The organism is Promicromonospora sp. NPDC023805, from assembly GCF_040639635.1.
GTDB lineage: Bacteria > Actinomycetota > Actinomycetes > Actinomycetales > Cellulomonadaceae > Promicromonospora.
This window is the reverse complement of record NZ_JBFAAH010000001.1, coordinates 633,715-652,467: the sequence shown is the minus strand read 5'-3', so window position 1 is coordinate 652,467 and position 18,753 is coordinate 633,715. Positions and strand designations below refer to the sequence as shown.

At 72.0% G+C, this 18,753-nt stretch carries 12 protein-coding genes; 8 read left to right on the top strand and 4 right to left on the bottom strand.

Annotation, left to right across the window (positions count from 1 at the left end):
- Positions 1–155: 155 nt before the first annotated feature.
- The 6 genes from AB0F70_RS02895 (at position 156) to AB0F70_RS02870 (ending at position 13,127) form a co-directional block, all read left to right on the top strand.
- Entirely contained in the window at positions 156–5,225 is a 5,070-nt protein-coding gene (locus AB0F70_RS02895) for an SGNH/GDSL hydrolase family protein (protein WP_357443365.1), read from the top strand.
- A 308-nt stretch (positions 5,226–5,533) separates the two neighbouring features.
- Positions 5,534–8,959 (top strand): CARDB domain-containing protein, encoded by a 3,426-nt coding sequence (locus AB0F70_RS02890; RefSeq protein ID WP_357443363.1) that lies wholly within the window; start codon positions 5,534–5,536, stop codon positions 8,957–8,959.
- 162 nt (positions 8,960–9,121) lie between these two features.
- The gene (locus AB0F70_RS02885; RefSeq protein WP_357443362.1) at positions 9,122–9,568 is read left to right on the top strand and encodes a DUF4383 domain-containing protein; all 447 of its coding nucleotides are present in this window, start codon (positions 9,122–9,124) and stop codon (positions 9,566–9,568) included.
- A 119-nt stretch (positions 9,569–9,687) separates the two neighbouring features.
- Positions 9,688–10,092: a pilus assembly protein CpaE gene (locus AB0F70_RS02880; RefSeq protein ID WP_357443360.1), complete on the top strand. Its 405-nt coding sequence runs from the start codon at positions 9,688–9,690 to the stop codon at positions 10,090–10,092.
- 115 nt (positions 10,093–10,207) lie between these two features.
- Positions 10,208–12,322: an elongation factor G gene (locus AB0F70_RS02875; RefSeq protein WP_357443358.1), complete on the top strand. Its 2,115-nt coding sequence runs from the start codon at positions 10,208–10,210 to the stop codon at positions 12,320–12,322.
- A 172-nt stretch (positions 12,323–12,494) separates the two neighbouring features.
- On the top strand, positions 12,495–13,127 hold the full coding sequence (locus tag AB0F70_RS02870; RefSeq protein WP_357443356.1) for a CGNR zinc finger domain-containing protein: 633 nt from the start codon (positions 12,495–12,497) through the stop codon (positions 13,125–13,127).
- Here AB0F70_RS02870 and AB0F70_RS02865 read toward each other — a convergent pair.
- On the bottom strand, positions 13,099–13,500 hold the full coding sequence (locus AB0F70_RS02865) for a RidA family protein (protein ID WP_357443354.1): 402 nt from the start codon (positions 13,498–13,500) through the stop codon (positions 13,099–13,101). The genes AB0F70_RS02870 and AB0F70_RS02865 overlap by 29 nt on opposite strands.
- 70 nt (positions 13,501–13,570) lie before the next feature.
- Entirely contained in the window at positions 13,571–13,798 is a 228-nt protein-coding gene (locus AB0F70_RS02860) for a hypothetical protein (RefSeq protein ID WP_357443352.1), read from the bottom strand.
- 26 nt (positions 13,799–13,824) lie between these two features.
- Between AB0F70_RS02860 and AB0F70_RS02855 the strand changes: the two genes are divergently transcribed.
- Entirely contained in the window at positions 13,825–14,343 is a 519-nt protein-coding gene (locus tag AB0F70_RS02855; protein ID WP_357443351.1) for a CGNR zinc finger domain-containing protein, read from the top strand.
- Positions 14,344–14,355: 12 nt separating this feature from the next.
- On the opposite strand, the gene AB0F70_RS02850 is transcribed toward AB0F70_RS02855, so the two are convergent.
- On the bottom strand, positions 14,356–15,219 hold the full coding sequence (locus AB0F70_RS02850; RefSeq protein ID WP_357443349.1) for a helix-turn-helix transcriptional regulator: 864 nt from the start codon (positions 15,217–15,219) through the stop codon (positions 14,356–14,358).
- Between the two features lie 104 nt (positions 15,220–15,323).
- On the opposite strand from AB0F70_RS02850, the gene AB0F70_RS02845 reads away from it, so the two are divergent.
- Positions 15,324–16,850, top strand: coding sequence for an MFS transporter (locus AB0F70_RS02845; protein WP_357443347.1), 1,527 nt, complete (start codon positions 15,324–15,326; stop codon positions 16,848–16,850).
- Here the strand turns inward: AB0F70_RS02845 and AB0F70_RS02840 are convergent.
- On the bottom strand, positions 16,775–18,751 hold the full coding sequence (locus AB0F70_RS02840) for a thioredoxin domain-containing protein (protein WP_357443345.1): 1,977 nt from the start codon (positions 18,749–18,751) through the stop codon (positions 16,775–16,777). The two genes, AB0F70_RS02845 and AB0F70_RS02840, sit on opposite strands and share 76 nt — an antisense overlap.
- Positions 18,752–18,753: the final 2 nt, after the last annotated feature.

Below are 18,753 nucleotides of genomic sequence, written 5' to 3'. Positions count from 1 at the left end.
GCCACCGCCGCTGACTGACTCTTTACAACCTCAGGCGCGCGCGGCAAGATGACTGCTTGGCCGGAATTGAATCCATTTAATCCCTGCCGATCGGCCCCAACGCCGGGGCTTGTCCGGTCCGGTCCGACTCGACGACGAGACGACAAGGTGATCCCATGCTGCAGCTTCGATGGCGCACTCCCGGCATGCTAGAAAGCGCTTACCGACTGGGTTCGAGGGCCCTCGGTTCCAGAGCCCTGCGTTCGCGCGCCCTAGGTTCAAGAGCACTGCCGCAGTCCCGCCCCGCCCGACCGCTCGTCGCGGGCCTGGCCGCCGCGGCGCTCGTGCTCCCGCTCGCGCCGGCGATCGCGGCCGCGGCAGCACCCGTCCCGCCGACGTCGGTGCGCGTCGCGCACGCCGCGCCCGGCGCGCTCGGCCTCCGCTGGAACGCGGTGCCGGACGCGACGGGCTACGTCCTGACCCGGAGCGACACGCTCGACGGCGAGTACACGGAGATCGCGCGCACCGACGCGCGGACCGTGTTCGCCACCGACGCGGGGGCCGACACCACCGAGGTCAGCTACTACCGCGTGCGCGCGATCGGCGCCGACGGCGAGTCCGCGCCGTCCGCCGCCGCCGTCGGGACGCTGGTCGGCGACGGGGTTCCCGAGCCGACGTTCCCCGAGAGCGGTGTGCTCACCCTCGACCTGGGCAGCGGCGCCGTCGCCGCGGGGGCGACCGGGATCGACGCCGACACCGGGTACGGCGTCGACCAGCGGATCGGGTTCGTCGACCCCGGCCAGGTCACCGCCGCCGACCGTGGCGGCGCGGACGCCCTGCGCTCCGACTTCGTCACCGTCGGTGACACCGAGCTCGTCGCCGACCTGCCGAACGGCGACTACCGGGTACGCCTGATCGCGGGCGATCCGCAGGGCGCCACCGACATCGCGCTCACCGCCGAGCAGATGGTCAAGGTCCAGCCGACCCAGCGGCCCGCCGGCGAGTACCTCGAGATGGAGTTCGACCTCGCGCTGGTCGACGGCCAGCTCAACCTCGAGCTCTCCGGCGGCGCCGCAAACCTCGCCGGCCTGACCCTCACCCGGACGTCGCCGCGCGGCGCGGGGCCGAAGCCCACCGTCTACCTCACCGGCGACTCGACGGTGCAGACGTACGACCCGTTCTGGGCCCCGCAGGCCGGCTGGGGCCAGATGATCGACAGGTTCCTGTCCGACGACGTGGTCGTCGCCAACCACTCCATCGGCGGCCGGTCGTCGAAGAACTTCATCAGCCAGGGACGCCTCGACGCGGTGCTGACGCAGATCAGGCCGGGCGACTACCTGTACGTGCAGTTCGGCCACAACGACAACTCCTTCGGCGTCGACGACCGCTACGCGGCGCCCGCCGACTACCGCGACTACCTCCGCATCTTCGTCGAGGGCGCCCGCCAGCGCGGGGCCACGCCGATCATCGTCACCCCGGTCTCGCGGCGCAGCTACGACGCCGCCGGGCAGGCGAACGTCTCGTTCCCGCAGTACGTAGAGCAGGCGGCAGCGCTCGCGGCGGAGACCGATACGCCGCTGGTCGACCTGTCGGCCTCCAGCCGCCAGTACCTGACCGAGATCGGCCCGGAGGAGGCGAAGTCGGTATTCCTGCACGTCCCGGCGGGTGTCTACCCGAACCGGCCCAACGGCACTGCCGACGACACCCACTTCCAGAACTACGGGGCCATCCAGATGGCCCGCCTCGTCGCCCGCGACACCGCGGAGCTGGACGTACCGCTCGCCGGCGAGGTGGTCGACGCCGAGCCTCCGGCCGCCGTCCCCGGGACGCCGGCCGGCGTGGTCGCGGGCAGCATCAACGCCTCCGGCGCCGCGCTGAGCTGGACGGAGGTCGACGGCGCCGACATCTACCGGGTGTACGCCAAGACCGCCGCAGCACCCGAGTCGGACTTCGCCCTGGCGGCCACCTCCACGGTCGGCCTCGCGAACATCGTTGGCCTCGCCGAGGGCACCGCCTACGACCTGCGGGTGGTGGCGGTCAACGGGCGCGGCGAGTCCGCGCCGTCGGACGTCGTGACGTTCACGACCAAGGCGCCGCTGCTCCGGTTCGACGTCCAGCTCGCCGGGAACCCCACGAAGGCGGGCTACACCGCCCTCGACCAGAACACCCTCTACACCGAGCAGCTGGGCTACGGCTTCACCTCGGCCGCCGGCCCGGGCGGCCGGGACCGCGGGGCCGGCGAAGAAGGCCTCGACGACCTCCAGCGCGACTTCCTGCTGCCGAGCGCCGCGACCCCCCTGCGGTTCGACGTCCCGAACGGCACCTACGCCGTCGAGGTGATCTGGGGTGACCGGACCGGCACCGCGCGCCTCGGCGTCACCGTCGAGGGCGTCAACCACGGCACCGCCAACGCCCCGCGCGGCGGCACGTCGAGCAAGGTGATCCAGCCCGTGGTCGTCACCGACGGGCACATCGACCTGATCGCCGACGGCTGGCTGAACGGCCTGCAGATCACCTCGCTGCTCTACGCGCCGACGGCGCTCGTCGCCGGCGACGTCAGCATCGACGGGTCCGCGGTCTCCGTGCCCCTGACGTGGGAGCCGGCACGCGACGTCGCCGGCTACCGCGTCTACCGCCAGGCGGAGGGCGCCGCCGAGCCGACGGCGCTCGCGGACGTCACGGAGGCCTCGTACGTCGACACGACGGCGGACGTCGGCCTCCGGTACACGTACTCGGTAGTGGCGCTCGACGACGCGGACAACGAGTCCGTCCCGTCCAACGAGGTGGAGCTCACCACCGTCGACCCCGACGTGCCGACCGCTCCGACGCCGTCGGGCCTCGCGGTGGCCGACGTCGAGAAGCACGCAGTCTCCCTCACCTGGGAGCCGGTGGACGGCGCGCTGTTCTACCACGTCTACCGGACCGACAGGTCGGGCGACCAGGTGCTGCTCGCGCGTACCGCCGAGCCTGGGTACACCGACACCGACGTGCTCACCACGGTCGAGTACACCTACGCGGTCGCCGCGGTGAACGCCGGTGGTGTCTCGGAGCTCTCGGACACGGTCGCCTCCGCCGCCGTGACGAACCTGTCCCGGCAGACCGAGCGCATCGGGCGGCAGCCGGTCGCCGTCGCGGGCGCAGGGGAGGGCACAGAAGCAGGCGCCGACGGCGTCCACGTCGGCTGGCGCATGCAGGGCGACGACCCGCAGGACGTCGCGTTCCACGTCTACCGCGACGGCGAGCGGATCACCGACGCGCCCCTGACCGGCGCGACCAGCCTCCTGGACCCGGACGGCACCGCGGACGCGACTTACCGGGTGGCGACCGTCGCGGACGGGATCGAGCACTGGGCCACCGGCGAGTTCACGCCGTGGGACGGCCAGACCCTGGACATCCCGCTCGACAAGCCGGCGGACGGCACGACGAAGGACGGCCAGCCGTACACCTACTCCGCGAACGACGCCTCGGTCGCGGACCTCGACGGTGACGGCGAGTACGAGTACGTCGTCAAGTGGTACCCGTCCAACGCGAAGGACAACTCGCAGGCCGGCTACACGGGCAACACCTACCTGGACGCCTACGAGCTCGACGGCACCAAGCTGTGGCGCATCGACCTCGGCCGCAACATCCGCTCCGGTGCGCACTACACCCAGTTCCAGGTCTTCGACTACGACGGCGACGGGCGGGCCGAGGTGGCGATGAAGACCGCCGACGGCACTACCGACGCCGACGGGACGGTCATCGGGGACGCCCGGGCTGACTTCCGGACGTCTGCCGGCTACGTGCTGTCCGGGCCGGAGTTCCTCACGGTGTTCGACGGCGCCACCGGCGTTGCGCTCGACACCATCGACTACGTGCCGCCGCGCGGCGACGTCGGCTCGTGGGGCGACGGCTACGGCAACCGCGTGGACCGGTTCCTGGCGACCACCGCCTACCTCGACGGGGAGCACCCGTCGATGGTGTTCAGCCGCGGCTACTACACGCGCGCCGTGATCGCGGCGTTCGACTTCGACGGCGAGGAGCTCACCCAGCGGTGGGTCTTCGACACCGACGTCGCGGGGGACCAGTACCGCGGCCAGGGCAACCACGACATGCAGACCGCCGACGTGGACGGCGACCAGAAGGACGAGATCGTCTTCGGGTCGATGACCATCGACGACGACGGTCAGGTGTTCGTCAATACCGGTCTCGGGCACGGCGACGCCATGCACGTGTCCGACTTCGACCCGGCGCGGCCAGGGCTCGAGCAGTTCGCCGCCCACGAGAACATGGTGCAGTCCGGCAACGCGGGGGCGACCTTCCGGGACGCCGAGACCGGAGAGACCATCTGGTCGATCCCTGCCGCGCGGGACACGGGACGCGCCGCCATGGGCGACATCGACCCGCGGCACGACGGCGCAGAAGGCTGGGCGGTCGGCGGCGACGCCGCATGGAACTCACCGGTCGGGAAGGTCGTCTCGTCCTCGACGGGTGAGGTCCTCTCGGAGAGCATCCCGGCGGCGAACTTCCTGACCTTCTGGGACGGGGACCTGCTGGCGGAGATCGGCAACCACGACTGGGACGTCGCGACCTCCACCGGGGTGCCGACCATCGCGAAGTGGGACTACGAGAACGGCCGCGAGGTGGAGCTCTACCGGGCCGAGGGCACGCTCTCGAACAACAGCACGAAGGGCACGCCGTCCCTCCAGGCGGACCTCTTCGGCGACTGGCGTGAGGAGCTCGTCACCCGTACCGCGGACTCGACGGCGCTGCGGATCGCCACCACTGTCATCCCGACCGAGCACCGGCTGCGGACGCTCATGTCCGACCCGCAGTACCGCACGGCCGTGACCTGGCAGAACACCGGCTACAACCAGCCGCCGCACACCTCGTACTTCATCGGCGAGGGGATGGCGACGCCGGCCGCGCCGCGCCTCGCCTACACCAGCGCGGCGGCGGCCGCCGAGCGGGTGCCGGGTCCGGCGCGCGGTGTGCCGGGCAAGGTCTCCGTCCACGTCGAGGACGCCGAGGACGGGCGGATCGAGGTCGAGGCCAGGATCGCCTACGGTGCCAACGCGCAGCGCATGGCGCTGCTGGTCGACGGCGAGGTGGTGCGGACCGTGGAGCTGGTGGACCGCACGCCCAGGAAGCAGGAGGCGACGCTCGAGGTGACCGGCGTCGGGCGGGGCACGCACCGGATCGCCGTCGTGGCGACCAACCAGCACGGCGAGACGTCGAGCAAGGAGGTGCGGGTCCGGATGCGCTGAGCCGTAGCCGGTGACCGGCCATCGGCGACGGACGGCTGTCGTCCGACCGAGCGAACCGGGCGGGGGCGGCGGGAGGGGTGCTCTGACGAGCGCTCCGCCCGCCGTCCCCGCCCTTGTTGTTGCCTGCGTCCGCCCCTGCCGCACCCTTGACGCGCAGTGCGCGGTCTCGTAACGTCCGTACAGCAAGCCGCAAGAAATTGACAGACGCTGAGCACAAAGCAGTGCGCACGCTGCAACTTTCTACTCTCGCCGGGCAATGCTGCCCCGCGGCTGGACGAGCCCGCCCCGGCGGGAGAACGAGGACGTTCATGAGAATCCCCTGGAAGCACACGGTCGTGGCGGGTGCCGCGCTGGCGCTCGTCGCGCCGCTCGGCCTCGGTGCCGTCGCGTACGCCGCGGCGGAGGCCACCAACCTCGCGCTCACGAAGCCGATCGCCGCATCGTCGGTGACGCAGACCTACGTCGCGGGCAACGCCAACGACGGGAACGCGAGCTCCTACTGGGAGGGTGCGGGCGGCCAGTACCCGGCGCACCTCACCGTCGACCTGGGCGCGGCGGCCAACGTCGAGCGCGTGGTCGTCACCGTGCCCCCGGCCTCCGCGTGGGCGGCGCGCACGCAGACGTTCAGCGTGCTCGGCCGGTCCGACGGCGAGTCGTCGTTCCGCACGCTCAAGGCGTCGGCGGCCCATCGCTTCGACCCCGCGAGCGGCAACAAGGTGGAGCTCGCGCTCGGCTCCGAGGGCGGCTCGGAGATCGACTCGGAGGTGGACGAGGTGCGCCTCGCCTTCACGTCCAACACCGGCGCGGGCAACGGCCAGGTCGCCGAGCTGCAGGTCTGGGGCACGCCGACGGGAGGCGGAGACCCGACCGATCCGCCGACCGATCCGCCCACCGACCCGACCGGCACCAACTACGCGAAGGACCGGCCCGCAGCGGCGTCGTCCACCGAGTGGTCGTACGTCGCGGCGAACGCCGTCGACGGGCAGACCGGCTCGTACTGGGAGGGCGCAGGCGGGCAGTACCCGTCGACGCTCGATGTCTCCCTCACCGCGCCCACGCAGGTCAGCAGCGTGCGGGTGCGCGTGAACCCCGACGGCGCGTGGGGTCCGCGGACGCAGACGTTCTCGGTCTGGGGTCGCTCCGGCACCGCGGCGTGGCAGGAGCTCAAGGCGTCCGCCGGGTACGCGTTCGCACCCGCGAGCGGCAACCTCGTGAACGTCCCGGTGACGGGCACCGTCTCCGACGTCCGCCTGCGCTTCACGGGCAACAGCGGCGCGGGCAACGGCCAGGTCGCCGAGCTCGAGGTCTACGGCGCCCCGGCCCCCAACCCGAACCTCACGGTCACGGCGGTGAGCGCGTCCCCGGCGTCGCCCACCGCGACCACACCCGTGACGCTCACGGCGACCGTGCGGAACACCGGTGACCGGGCGTCTGCGGGCACCACTGTCGACGCGAAGCTCGGCGGCACCACCGTGGGCTCGGCCAACGTGGCTGCCCTGCAGCCCGGCGCGAGCGCCCAGGTTCCGGTCGCGGCAGGCACCCGTCCGGCGGGGGAGTACACGGTGAGCGCGGTCGTCGACCCGGCGAACGCGGTGGCCGAGCAGAACGAGGCCGACAACGCGTTCACGGCGACGGCGAAGCTCGTCGTGGGCGAGGCGCCTGGACCCGACCTCGAGGTCGTCTCCGTGTCCTCGAACCCGGCCAACCCCGCCGTCGGCGCTGCAGTGACGTTCACGGTCCAGGTGCGCAACCGCGGCAACCAGCCGGCCGCGGCCGGTTCGGTGACCCGCGTCGTCGCGGGCTCCAGCACGCTGAACGGCACGACGCCGGCGGTCCCGGCGGGCCAGACCGTCACCGTCACGCCGTCCGGGTCCTGGACCGCGACGAACGGCGGGGTGACGGTCCGGGCCACGGCCGACGCCACCGACGTCGTCGACGAGACGAACGAGGACAACAACGCCGGGACGCTCGCCGTGACAGTGGGCCGCGGCGCCGCCGTGCCGTACACCACCTACGAGGCGGAGGACGGCGAGTACACGGGCACGCTCCTGCAGAGCGACCCGCTGCGTACGTTCGGGCACACGAACTTCGCCACCGAGTCGTCGGGCCGCGAGTCCGTGCGGCTGAACAGCACTGGCCAGAACGTGGAGTTCACGTCCACGGCCCCGACCAACTCGATAGTCGTGCGGAACTCGATCCCCGACGCCGCGGGTGGTGGCGGCCAGGAGAAGACGATCAGCCTGTACGCGAACGGCACGTTCGTGCAGAAGCTGACGCTGTCGTCCAAGTACTCGTGGCTGTACGGGACCACCGACCAGCCCGAGGGCCTCGTCAACACCCCGGGCGGCGACGCCCGCCGCCTCTTCGACGAGTCGCACGCGCTGCTGAGCCGCTCGTTCCCCGCCGGCACGGAGTTCAAGCTCCAGCGCGACGCCGGAGACGACGCCGCGTTCTACGTCATCGACCTGATCGAGCTCGAGCAGGTCGCACCGGCCGCCTCGAAGCCCGCCCAGTGCACCTCGATCACCGAGTACGGCGCGGTGCCGAACGACGGGCAGGAGGACACGGCCGCCATCCAGGCCGCCGTGACCGCCGACCAGAACGGCGACATCGCCTGCGTATGGATCCCGGCGGGCCAGTGGCGCCAGGAGAAGAAGATCCTCACGGACGACCCGCTCAACCGCGGCATGCACAACCAGGTAGGCATCAGCGACGTCACGATCCGCGGTGCGGGCATGTGGCACTCGCAGCTGTACAGCCTGATCAAGCCGCACCTCGCCCCTGGCGTCATCAACCACCCGCACGAGGGCAACTTCGGGTTCGACATCGACGACAACGTCCAGATCTCCGACATCGCGATCTTCGGCTCCGGCGACATCCGCGGCAACAACGGCCAGGAGGAGGGCGGCGTCGGCCTCAACGGCCGGTTCGGCACGGACACGAAGATCACCAACGTCTGGATCGAGCACGCGAACGTCGGCGCCTGGGTCGGCCGCGACTACAGCAACATCCCCGAGCTGTGGGGCCCGGGTGACGGCCTCGAGTTCTCCGGCATGCGTATCCGCAACACCTACGCGGACGGCATCAACTTCAGCAACGGGACGCGCAACTCGCTCGTCTTCAACTCGTCGTTCCGCAACACCGGCGACGACGCGCTCGCCGTCTGGGCCAACCCCTACGTCAAGGACCGCAACGTCGACATCGGGCACGACAACGCGTTCCGCAACAACACGGTCCAGCTGCCGTGGCGCGCCAACGGCATCGCCATCTACGGCGGCTACGACAACTCCATAGAGAACAACCTGATCTCCGACACCATGAACTACCCAGGCATCATGCTGGCGACCGACCACGACCCCCTGCCCTTCTCGGGGACGACGCTCATCGCCAACAACGGCCTCTACCGCACCGGCGGGGCGTTCTGGAACGAGGACCAGGAGTTCGGGGCGATCACGATCTTCCCGCAGACGCACGACATCACCGGCGTCACCATCCGTGACACCGACATCTACGACTCCACCTACGACGGCATCCAGTTCAAGAACGGCGGCGGCAACATGCCCGACGTCCGGATCACGAACGTGCGGATCGACGGGTCCAACAACGGCTCCGGCATCCTCGCGATGGGCGGCGCTCGCGGCAACGCCATCCTGTCGAACGTGACAGTCACCAACTCCCGTGACGGGGACATCGAGAAGGAGCCCGGCTCCCAGTTCGTGTTCACGGGGCAGTAGGGCAGGTCTGCTCCACCGCCGGGCCGGTGCCGTCATCCTGGGGATGGCGGCACCGGCATCTTTTCTCCCGTTCTTCCCATCCGGTCCGGTCCTGGCTCCGAACCCGTTGCATGACCGTCGCCGCAGCGACGGGTGCCACACAAGAAGGAACGGAGAAGTGCCATGACTCAGTCCACGTCCTCGACGCGCACCCGAGCACCGCACCAGTGGATCGCCCTCGCGATCGGCGCGGTCTACCTCCTGGTGGGGGCCGCCGGCTTCCTGGTGACCGGGTTCAGCGGGTTCGCCGAGCACGACCACAGCCAGACGCTGCTCGGGTTCGCCATCAACCCCCTGCACAACATCGTGCACATCCTGATCGGGCTCCTGGGCCTCGCCCTGTGGTCGGCGACGGGCCGCGCGCGGACGTTCGGCTGGCTGCTCGTGGCCGGCTACGGCGCGACGTTCGTCTTCGGCCTGTTCGCGGTGAACAACCCGGAGATCAACTTCCTCAACATCAACGCGGCGGACAACGGGCTGCACCTCGGGAGCGTCCTGGCCGGCCTGGCCATCGCGCTGTGGCCCCACCGGAGCACCGCCACCGCCGCACCCGGGCTGGAGCGGTTCTGACGGGCAAGCCGCCGACGGGCGAGAACGGGGTTGTGTTCGCCGGAGCGTCGAGCACGAACACAAGCCCGTTCTCGTCCGAGTTGTTCTCCTTTGAGGGAGAGGGGTTCCACAATGGGTCGATGATCTCCACCGAGCTTGCCGCGGAGCTGCGTGACGCCGGCCTGGTCTGGAAGCCGGTCGACGGCGACCAGTTCCGTATCGCCGCGCCCGAGCTCGCGGGCGACGTCTTCACCGTGAGCACCATGACCATCGAGGCGCACGAGTTCCCGACGGGAACCATCCTCGGCTTCAACGGCACCACCGAGTGGGCGCTCGACTCGGTGGCCATCGAGGACGCCCTCTGGCTGCCGCGCGAGGACCAGCTGCGCACGCTCCTGCGCTCCAGCTTCCGTGCGCTGCGCCGGGCCGACGGCGTCTACGAGGTGGACGTCGAGCTCCTGGGCCGGCCGCGCGTGTTCGCCGCCCCGGAGCCCGTTGATGCCTATGGGCGGGCGTTGCTCGCGCTGATCGAGCTCAGCCGCTGACCGTGTGGTTGCCGATCGCGGTGGTTGCCGATCGCGCGATTGCGCCGCCCTGGGGGTGCATGCTCGCCGACAAAAGCGCCATGATGGCCGGTAGCACCCAATGGCGGGAGGCCTCATGGACGCGGCATCGACCAACAGGCACCGGACCGTCGCCCTGGTGGGCGCGTCCGGCTCCGGGAAGACGACGCTCACCGAGGCGCTGCTGCGCCGCGCCGGCGCGATTCCCCGCGCCGGCCGCGTGGAGGACGGCAGCACGGTGACCGACCACGAGCCCGAGGAGATCGCCCGGGGCATCTCGCTCGGCCTCGCGCTCGGAACGCTCACCTGGACGTGTCCCGACGGCGCCGTGCGCACCCTGACCCTGGCGGATGCGCCCGGCCACCCGGACTTCGCGGGCGCCATGGACACGGCACTGGCGGTCGCCGACCTCGCGCTCGTCGTCGTCAGCGCGGTCGACGGCGTGCAGCCCGGCACCCGGTCCGCGTGGGCGACCGCCGAGATGCTCGGCGTGCCGCGCCTCGTCGTCGTGACGCAGGAGGACCGGGCGCGCGCCGACTTCCGGCGCGTGCTCGCAGAGCTGCGCGAGGCGTTCGGCGAGCACCTGTGGCCCATCGAGCTGCCGCTCGGCGAGGAGCAGTCGTTCCACGCCATCGCCGACGTGCTCGGCGAGCACGCCCTCGTGTACGACGACGAGGGCCGGCACCACGAGGAGGACCTGCCGCCCGAGGTCGTCGACGAGGAGCACCGGATGCACGTCGACGTGACCGAGGAGCTCGTGTCGCACGACGACGAGCAGCTCGACGCGTACCTGTCCGGACGGGAGCCGTCCGCGGCCGACCTGGAGCGTGACCTCGCGCGCGAGGTGGCCACGGGCGAGGCGGTGCCGGTCGTGGTCGCGTCCGGCGTGACCGCCACCGGCGTCGACCGCCTCACGGACCTGCTGTGCGAGCTGGCACCCGCGCCGACGGAGCGCGACAGCCGCATAGTCGTCGGCTCGGCCGCTCCTGACGCGCCCGCCGGCACGCACCACGGAGGGGAGGACGGCGATGCGGGCCGCACCGTCGCGGTCGCCGCCGACCCGTCGGGGGAGCCGCTCGTGCACATCTTCCGCACCGTGGTCGACCCCTTCGTGGGCCAGGTCTCGATGCTCAAGGTGCTCTCCGGCACCGTGCGCACGTCCGACCGGCTGCGCAATGCGACCACCGGCGCCGACGAGCGCATCCACGGCCTGTTCCGGTTGCAGGGCAAGGAGCACATCCCGGTCGGGGAGCTCGCCGCTGGCGACGTCGGAGCCGCGGCCAAGCTGGGCGGCTCGCCGTCGGGCACGCTGCTCTGGTCGCGGCCGGCGGGCCAGGCCCGGCCCTTCCTGCCACCCCCGCGCCAGCCCGTCCATGCCGCGTCGCTCGTGCCGACGTCGCAGTCCGACGACGAGCGCATGCCGACGGCGCTGGCCCGGCTCGTCGCCGAGGACCTGACGCTCGTCGTCGACCGGGTGGGCGAGGCGACGGTGCTGCGGGGCCTCGGTGACGCGCAGCTCGCCGTCGCGGTCGAGCGGCTCGCGCGCGTGTTCGGCGTCCACGTCGAGACCGGGCCCGTGCCCATGGCGTACCGGGAGACGATCGCACGGCCGACGCAGGCCGAGGGCAAGGTCAAGAAGCAGTCGGGCGGGCACGGCCAGTTCGCCGTCGTGCAGCTCCGGGTGGGGCCGCTGCCCGAAGGCGGCTTCGAGTTCGTCGACTCGGTGGTGGGCGGGACGGTGCCCCGGCAGTACATCTCCGCCGTCGAGAAGGGAGCCCGCGACGCGATGGCCGCCGGAGGGCCGCTGGGCCACCCTGTCGTGGGCCTGCGCGTCGAGGTGTACGACGGCAGGTCGCACTCGGTGGACTCGTCCGACATGGCGTTCCGCGTCGCGACGGCCGCGGGCGTCAAGGCTGCGCTGGCCGAGGCCGGAACGGTGCTGCTGGAGCCCGTCGCGACGGTGACCGTGACCGTCCCGCCCGACCACCAGGGTGCGGTGCTCACCGACCTGTCCGGGCGGCGCGGACACGTCTCGGCGACCGAGCTGGCCGACGACGGCCGGGCGCGCCTGGTCGCGACGGTCCCGGAGGCGGAGCTCAGCCGCTACGTCCTCGACCTGCGGTCGCTGACCGGCGGCCGCGCCGAGCTCACGATCCGGCCCGCCGGCTACGAGCGGGCTCCGGGCAGAAGCCGGCCCCACACACCGTCGTGAGGCTCGCAAGCGGGCCTGGGCGTCGAACGTAGGAGTGGTCGCGGCATGGGCACTGATAGGGCGACCAACCCTACGTTCGACGGAACGCGTACGTCGGTTCTTGGTCTGCAGAAACACCGGACGCACCGTACGGACGTAACGCAGAAACCGTCTACGAGCGTTACAGTGGACGATGGTCTCACCGAATGGCGACTGGCCCGTACGGCTTTCCCCGCGCGCCGCCGCACGGCGTACCGCGGCGATGATCAACGTGCTGGCCGGCGACCCGACACCGGCAGCTGTCCGCGAGGTCCTGCTCGCCCACGGCGAGGACGAGTCGCTGACCGTCACGGCCGACGACGTCGAGCCCCTGCGGCGCGCGGCTCACAAGCTCCGCCCGATCTTCGACGCCGACGACCTCGAGACGGCGACCGGGGTGCTCAATCACCTGCTGGCCCGGCACACGCAGCGGCTGCGGCTGACCGCCCACGGCGGGACGGCGTGGCACGTCCACCTCGACCGCGACGACGACGGCCCGATCGGCGAGTGGTTCCTGGCGTCAGCCTGTCTGGCGATAGCCGTGCTGATCTGGGACCGGCAGGAGCTGCCGGGCGGGGTCTGCGCGGCGACCGGCTGCGATCAGGTGTTCCTCGCGGTCGGGAGCGGGCCGGACCAGCGGTACTGCTCGCGGCGGTGCGCCACCCGTGAGCGGGTCGCCGCTCACCGCGCCAAGGCTGCCGACGGTGTAGCGGGACGCGCCGAGCGGCACGGAGCGGGACGCGCTGAGCGGCACGGAGTCAGCGCAGCACGGCGGCTATCGCGCTGACCTCGATGAGCGCACCCGGCACACCAAGACCCGCGACGCGCGCCCCGAGTACCAGGGGCGGCTCGTCGGACGCGAGGACGGGAGCGATCGCACCGTAGGCGGCCGCGAGGTCGACGCCGTCGACGAAGAGCACCGTCCACTGGACCACGTCGGCGAAGGTGGCACCGGCCGCGGCGAGCGCGGTCCCTGCGTTCTCCAGGGCGCGGGCCGACTGCGCCGCGACGTCGTCCCCGCCGACGAGCGAGCCGTCCGCATCGACGGAGTTCTGGCCGCCGACGTAGATCGTCGTCGCCCCCGGCGGCACGACGGCGACGTGGCTGAAGGCGGGGCTGAAGACCAGCCCGTCCGGGCGAAGGCGCTGAATGTTGTCCATACCCGATGCTTGCACGAGCCACTGACACGAGCCCCGAACGCCGTCAGCTCCGCCGCCGCGAGCGCTGGGCTCAGGACGCGCCGCCGACCACCCGGGTCAGCGGCGCGGGCGGCAACTCACGGTGTCCCTGCAGGTCTACCCGATGACTCCCGCACGCCGTGCACCGCACGTAGACCACGTATCCCGCGGAGGTCGCGTGGCGCGATTCCGTCGCCCACGAGTGCTCGTGCCGGGTCTCCTGCGTGCGGGTCTTCTGGGTGCTGGTCCGCGGGGCGGGACGGGTGTCGGTCGTCGTCATGCCACCCACGATGCTGTAATGGCCTTATGCATCTCAACCCTTACGGCGAGTATGCGGTCCTGCTCGCCGGATCCCTCGCGGACGACTGGCCCGACGACCGTGCCGGGATCGAGGCGCGGACCCGCGAGTTCGGTATGACCATGGAGTTCCAGGAGGAGCCAGAGGACCACGCGCGCTCGCGCCTCGTCGTCGACGACTGGCTGCGCATCGTGGACGAGCCCGGTCCCGCGGGCCGTGCCGCCCTGCTGAACGCGCAGATGGCAGCGGTGGCGGCCTACCCGCGGCTCACCGATCACGACGGCGAGGGTTGGCACCTCCACTACCGGGACGACGACCAGGTGCTGTCCTCGGTCCTCCGCGCCGTCATCAGCGTGGGCACCTCGCTCCACCTGGTCACGCGCGGGATGCACCGGCTGGGACGCTGCGCGTCCGAACCCTGCACCAACGTGGTGGTCGACGTGACCCGCAACGGGCGTCAGCGGTACTGCTCGGTGCGGTGCGCCAACCGTGCGGGTGTCCGGCGGCACCGGGAGCGGGCCGCCTGATCCGGCACGTGGTCACTCGGCCCTGCTGCTCCACGCCGGATGAGCGCGCTGGGCGAGCAGGCGGATCGCGTCCGCCGACGGTGCGTCGTTCGGTGTGTAGATCTCGAGGCGGTGGTCCGGGCTGTCGGGCTGCAGCCAGACCTGGTACGCGATATTCGTGGCGCCGACAGTTGGATGACGCAGGCGCATGTCGCCGGTGGTGCAGTCGGCGACCTCCCCGGTCGCCCACATGGTCGCGAACCGGTCGCTGCGCATCGTGAGCTCGCCGATGAGGTTCGCCAGCCGTGCGTCGTCGGGAAACCGGCCGGCGGTGAGGCGCAGGTAGGCGACGTGGATCCGCGCGAGCTCCTCCCAGTTGCTGTGCAGATCCCGGGTGAGGGGGTCGAGGAAGAACATCCGCGGGATCGAAGGACGGTTGCCGAGGTCCTCCGGGGCTTCGAAGGCCACGTGCTCGGCGAACAGCGCGTGCCCGGTGCGGTTCCACGCGAGCACGTCACCGCGTCTGCCCAGCACGATCGCCGGAGTCGCCTCGGCCAGCGACGTGAGGAGCGCGAGCACACGCGGATGGGGCCGTTCCACCGGCGGTTCCGCGAGCCCGCCTCGGGCGGGCTGGCGAGCCAGGTTGTGCAGGTGGAGCGTCTCGACGTCGTCCAGCTCCAGCACGCGGGCCAGGGCATCGAGAACCTGCGCGGAAGCCGCATCCGCCTGGCCCTGCTCCAGCCGCGTGTAGTAGCCCACGCTGACTCCCGCCAGGTGTGCGAGCTCCTCGCGGCGTAGACCAGGGACGCGCCTGCTGCTTCCGTAGGTGCGTAGCCCGATCGTGTCCGGGGTCACCCGGTCACGGCGGCTCTTCAGGAAGGTTCCAAGGCTCTCCACATCGCCGAGCCTAGGCACACACGCCCAAGGTATGGGTATCCCTGCTGGGTGTACCCACACCAGGTGCCTGGTTGCGCCCGACGCCGGGCGGGAGCGTTGCCCGCATGACACAACGCGACTCACGCACTACCGGCACCCGGGCCTGGCTCGGCCTGCTGGTGGTCCTCGGCCCCGTGCTCCTGGTCTCGATGGACGGATCCATCCTGTTCCTCGCGATGCCGCGAGTCAGCCAGGCCCTCAGCCCGAGCGCCGACCAGGCGCTGTGGATCCTGGACAGCTACGGCTTCGCGGTGGGCTCGTTGCTCATCGCGTTCGGGAACATCGGCGACCGCTACGGACGGCTGCGGCTGCTCATGATCGGCGCGGCAGTCTTCGGGATCGGCTCGGCCGCCGCCGCGTACGCGCCCACCCCTGAGCTGCTCATCGCCGCACGCGCCCTGATGGGTGTCGCCGGCGCCACCCTGCTTCCCTCCGCCCTGGCCGTCCTGAGTGAGCTCTTCACCGAACCCAGGCGTCGAGCGCAGGCCATCGGCATCTTCGCCGCGACGTTCGCCGCAGGCTTCGCGGTAGGCCCGGTCATCGGCGGCCTGCTGCTCGAACGCTTCTGGTGGGGATCCGTGCTCCTGATCAACCTGCCGGTAGTCGTGGCGTTCCTCTGCCTCGCGCCCGTGCTGCTCCGTGAGGTGCGCGCCCCACGGCAGGGCCGGATCGACCTGGCCAGCGTCGTGACCTCCGCCGTCGGCCTGCTGCTGACGATCTACGGGCTCAAGCACGCGGCAGCCGAGGGGCTGTCCGGCACCGCCGTCGGCGCAGTGATCGCGGGTATCGCCGTCATGGTCTGGTTCGGCAGGCGCCAGCTGCGGCTGGAACACCCGCTCATCGACTTCTCGCTGTTCCGCGACCGCATCTTCACGGTCGCCGTGATCACCGGACTGATCCCGCTCGCGGCCTGGTCGGCAACTGCCTATCTGGCGGGGATCTACCTGCAGTCCGTCCTGGACCTCCCCGTCCTGCACGCCGCGCTGCTGGCGCTGCCGGGAGCCGTCGTACTCGTCACGACCAGCATCGTCACCCCGGTACTGGCGGACCGCGTCGGGAAGCGGACGATGCTGCTCGCCTGCCACCTCTCCATAGCGTTCGGGCTGCTGCTGCTCCTGCTCACGACCGTCGAAGGCAGGATCGGCTGGTACGTCGCCTCCACGGTGGTCGCGGGCATCGGCTACGGCATCTCCTTCGCCGTCGTCGCCGATATCGCCGTCGGTGCCGTCCCGCCCGAGCGCGCAGGATCTGCCGGGGCGATCGCCGAGACGAGCAACGAGCTGGGCAACGCCCTGGGCATAGCGATGCTCGGCTCCGTGGCAGCGCTGCTGTTCCGCCTGCAGGGCCCTGACCTCGCCCCGACGCTGGACGAGACGCTCCAGCTCCCGGCGCTCGCCGCCGCCGCGATCGCCGACGCCAAGTCGGCCTTCGTCGCCGGACTGCACGTCGCGGCAGCCGTGGCCGCCGCGCTGCACCTTGCGCTGGGTCTCGTCACGCTGCGCTGGCTGCCGGCGCGTCAGACCCCGAGCGCCGCCGCGAGGTCCTCGGCGGTCGTCACCGGCCGGTCGCACACGAACCCCCTGCACACGTAGGCCGCCGCCCGCCCGTCGACGAGCGGTCGGGCGGCGAGCAGGGGTGCGCCCGGGGCGTCCGGCTCGCCGACGGCGACCACGAGTCCCGGCGACGCCGCACCCCTGGCGACTCGTTCGAGCGCGGCACGCGCCTCGTCGTCGGGCCCGACGACGGCGACCTGCAGCGGGCCGGCGCCGAGCGCCTCCGCGATCGCGAGGGTCCAGCCGGCGAACCGTGGCGCCTGCCTGGCCAGTCCGCCGGCAGCGGCCACCGCGGTCTCGGCCGCTGCCCGGTGCCGGGGCGATCCGGTCAGGGCGGCGTAGGTGCACAGCGCGCCGGCGAGCGCCGACTGGCCCGCCGGCTCGGCCGCGTCCGTGGCGTCCTTCGGCCGACTGACGAGGCGTTCGGCGTCGTCGGCCGCGTCGAAGAAGCCGCCCGCTCCGTCGCCGAACCGGTCGAGCGCGACGTCGAGCAGGCCGCCCGCGGCGTCGAGCCAGCGTGTCTCGCCGGTCGCCTGGTGCAGGGCAAGGAGCCCCTCGGCGAGGTCGCCGTGGTCGACGGCGACGCCGGGTGCGGTTCCGACGACGCCGCCGCGTGATGCCCGCCGCAGGCGCCCGTCGACGAGGTGGAGGCCGAGGACGAGCTCTGCGCACTCCCGCGCGGCGGCGATGTGGTCCGGCTCGCCGAGCAGTACCCCGGCCTCCGCGAGGGCGGCGATCGCCAGGCCGTTCCACGCGGTGACCACCTTGTCGTCGCGCGCGGGCTGGGGTCGCGTGGACCGGGCCTCGGCGAGCCGGGCGCGCACCCCGGCCCACCAGCCGGGGTCGGGGTCCTCGGGCAGCTGGAGGGTCGAGGCGCCCTCCTCGAAGGTGCCCTCTGGCGTGACGGACAGGGTCGCCGCGGCGCGGGCGCCGTCGTCGGGCCCGAGGACCTCCGCGAGCTGCGCCGGGGTCCAGACGTAGGTGAGGCCCTCGACGCCGTCGGTGTCGGCGTCGAGGGCCGAGGCGAAGCCGCCTTCGGGCGTGCGCAGGTCGGCCAGGAGGAAGCCGGCGGTCTCGCGGGCGACGCGGGCGGCGAGCGGCGAACCGGTCGCGCGGTAGAGGTGCAGGTAGACCCGCAGGAGCTGCGCGTTGTCGTACAGCATCTTCTCGAAGTGCGGCACGACCCAGGCGGCGTCCACCGCGTAGCGCGCGAACCCACCCGCGAGCTGGTCGTAGATGCCGCCGCGGGCCATCGCCTCGCATGCGCGCTCGACGATCCGCAGCGCCTCCGGGTCGCCGGTGCGGGCGTGGTGGCGCAGCAGGTGCTCCAGCGTCATGGACGGCGGGAACTTGGGCGCGCGGCCGAACCCGCCGTGCACCGGGTCGGCCTCGCGGGCCAGGACGCGCACCGCGGCGGCGAGGGCGCCGTCGTCCAGCCGGTCGGGGGTCAGGCGTGTGGACGCCTGGGTCACCGCCTCGGTGATCGCCGCGCCCTGCTGCTCGACGGCGTCCCGGCGTTCCGCCCAGGCCTCCGCGACGCCGTCGAGCAGCGCCAGGAAATGGTCGCGGGGGTAGTAGGTGCCGCAGTAGAAGGGATCGCCGTCCGGGGTGAGGAAGCAGGTCATGGGCCAGCCGCCCTGACCGGTGAGCGCGGTGGCCGCGCTCATGTAGACGGAGTCGACGTCGGGCCGCTCCTCGCGGTCCACCTTCACCGCGACGAAGCGGTCGTTGACCGCCGCGGCCACGCCTGCGTCCTCGAACGACTCGTGCGCCATGACGTGGCACCAGTGGCACGCGGCGTACCCGACGGACAGCAGCACCGGGACGTCGCGGCGCCGGGCCTCAGCGAACGCCTCCTCGCCCCACTCCCGCCAGTCGACTGGATTGTTCGCGTGCTGGAGGAGGTACGGGCTGGTCGCGGTCGCCAGACGGTTCGCCATCC

Excerpts from the sequence above, each read along its gene's own strand:
- AB0F70_RS02895 (WP_357443365.1), top strand. The coding sequence starts at position 156 with ATGCTGCAGCTTCGATGGCGCACTCCCGGCATGCTAGAAAGCGCTTAC.
- AB0F70_RS02890 (WP_357443363.1), top strand. The coding sequence starts at position 5,534 with ATGAGAATCCCCTGGAAGCACACGGTCGTGGCGGGTGCCGCGCTGGCG.
- AB0F70_RS02885 (WP_357443362.1), top strand. The coding sequence starts at position 9,122 with ATGACTCAGTCCACGTCCTCGACGCGCACCCGAGCACCGCACCAGTGG.
- AB0F70_RS02880 (WP_357443360.1), top strand. The coding sequence starts at position 9,688 with ATGATCTCCACCGAGCTTGCCGCGGAGCTGCGTGACGCCGGCCTGGTC.
- AB0F70_RS02875 (WP_357443358.1), top strand. The coding sequence starts at position 10,208 with ATGGACGCGGCATCGACCAACAGGCACCGGACCGTCGCCCTGGTGGGC.
- AB0F70_RS02870 (WP_357443356.1), top strand. The coding sequence starts at position 12,495 with ATGGTCTCACCGAATGGCGACTGGCCCGTACGGCTTTCCCCGCGCGCC.
- AB0F70_RS02865 (WP_357443354.1), bottom strand. The coding sequence starts at position 13,500 with ATGGACAACATTCAGCGCCTTCGCCCGGACGGGCTGGTCTTCAGCCCC.
- AB0F70_RS02860 (WP_357443352.1), bottom strand. The coding sequence starts at position 13,798 with ATGACGACGACCGACACCCGTCCCGCCCCGCGGACCAGCACCCAGAAG.
- AB0F70_RS02855 (WP_357443351.1), top strand. The coding sequence starts at position 13,825 with ATGCATCTCAACCCTTACGGCGAGTATGCGGTCCTGCTCGCCGGATCC.
- AB0F70_RS02845 (WP_357443347.1), top strand. The coding sequence starts at position 15,324 with ATGACACAACGCGACTCACGCACTACCGGCACCCGGGCCTGGCTCGGC.
- AB0F70_RS02840 (WP_357443345.1), bottom strand. The coding sequence starts at position 18,751 with ATGGCGAACCGTCTGGCGACCGCGACCAGCCCGTACCTCCTCCAGCAC.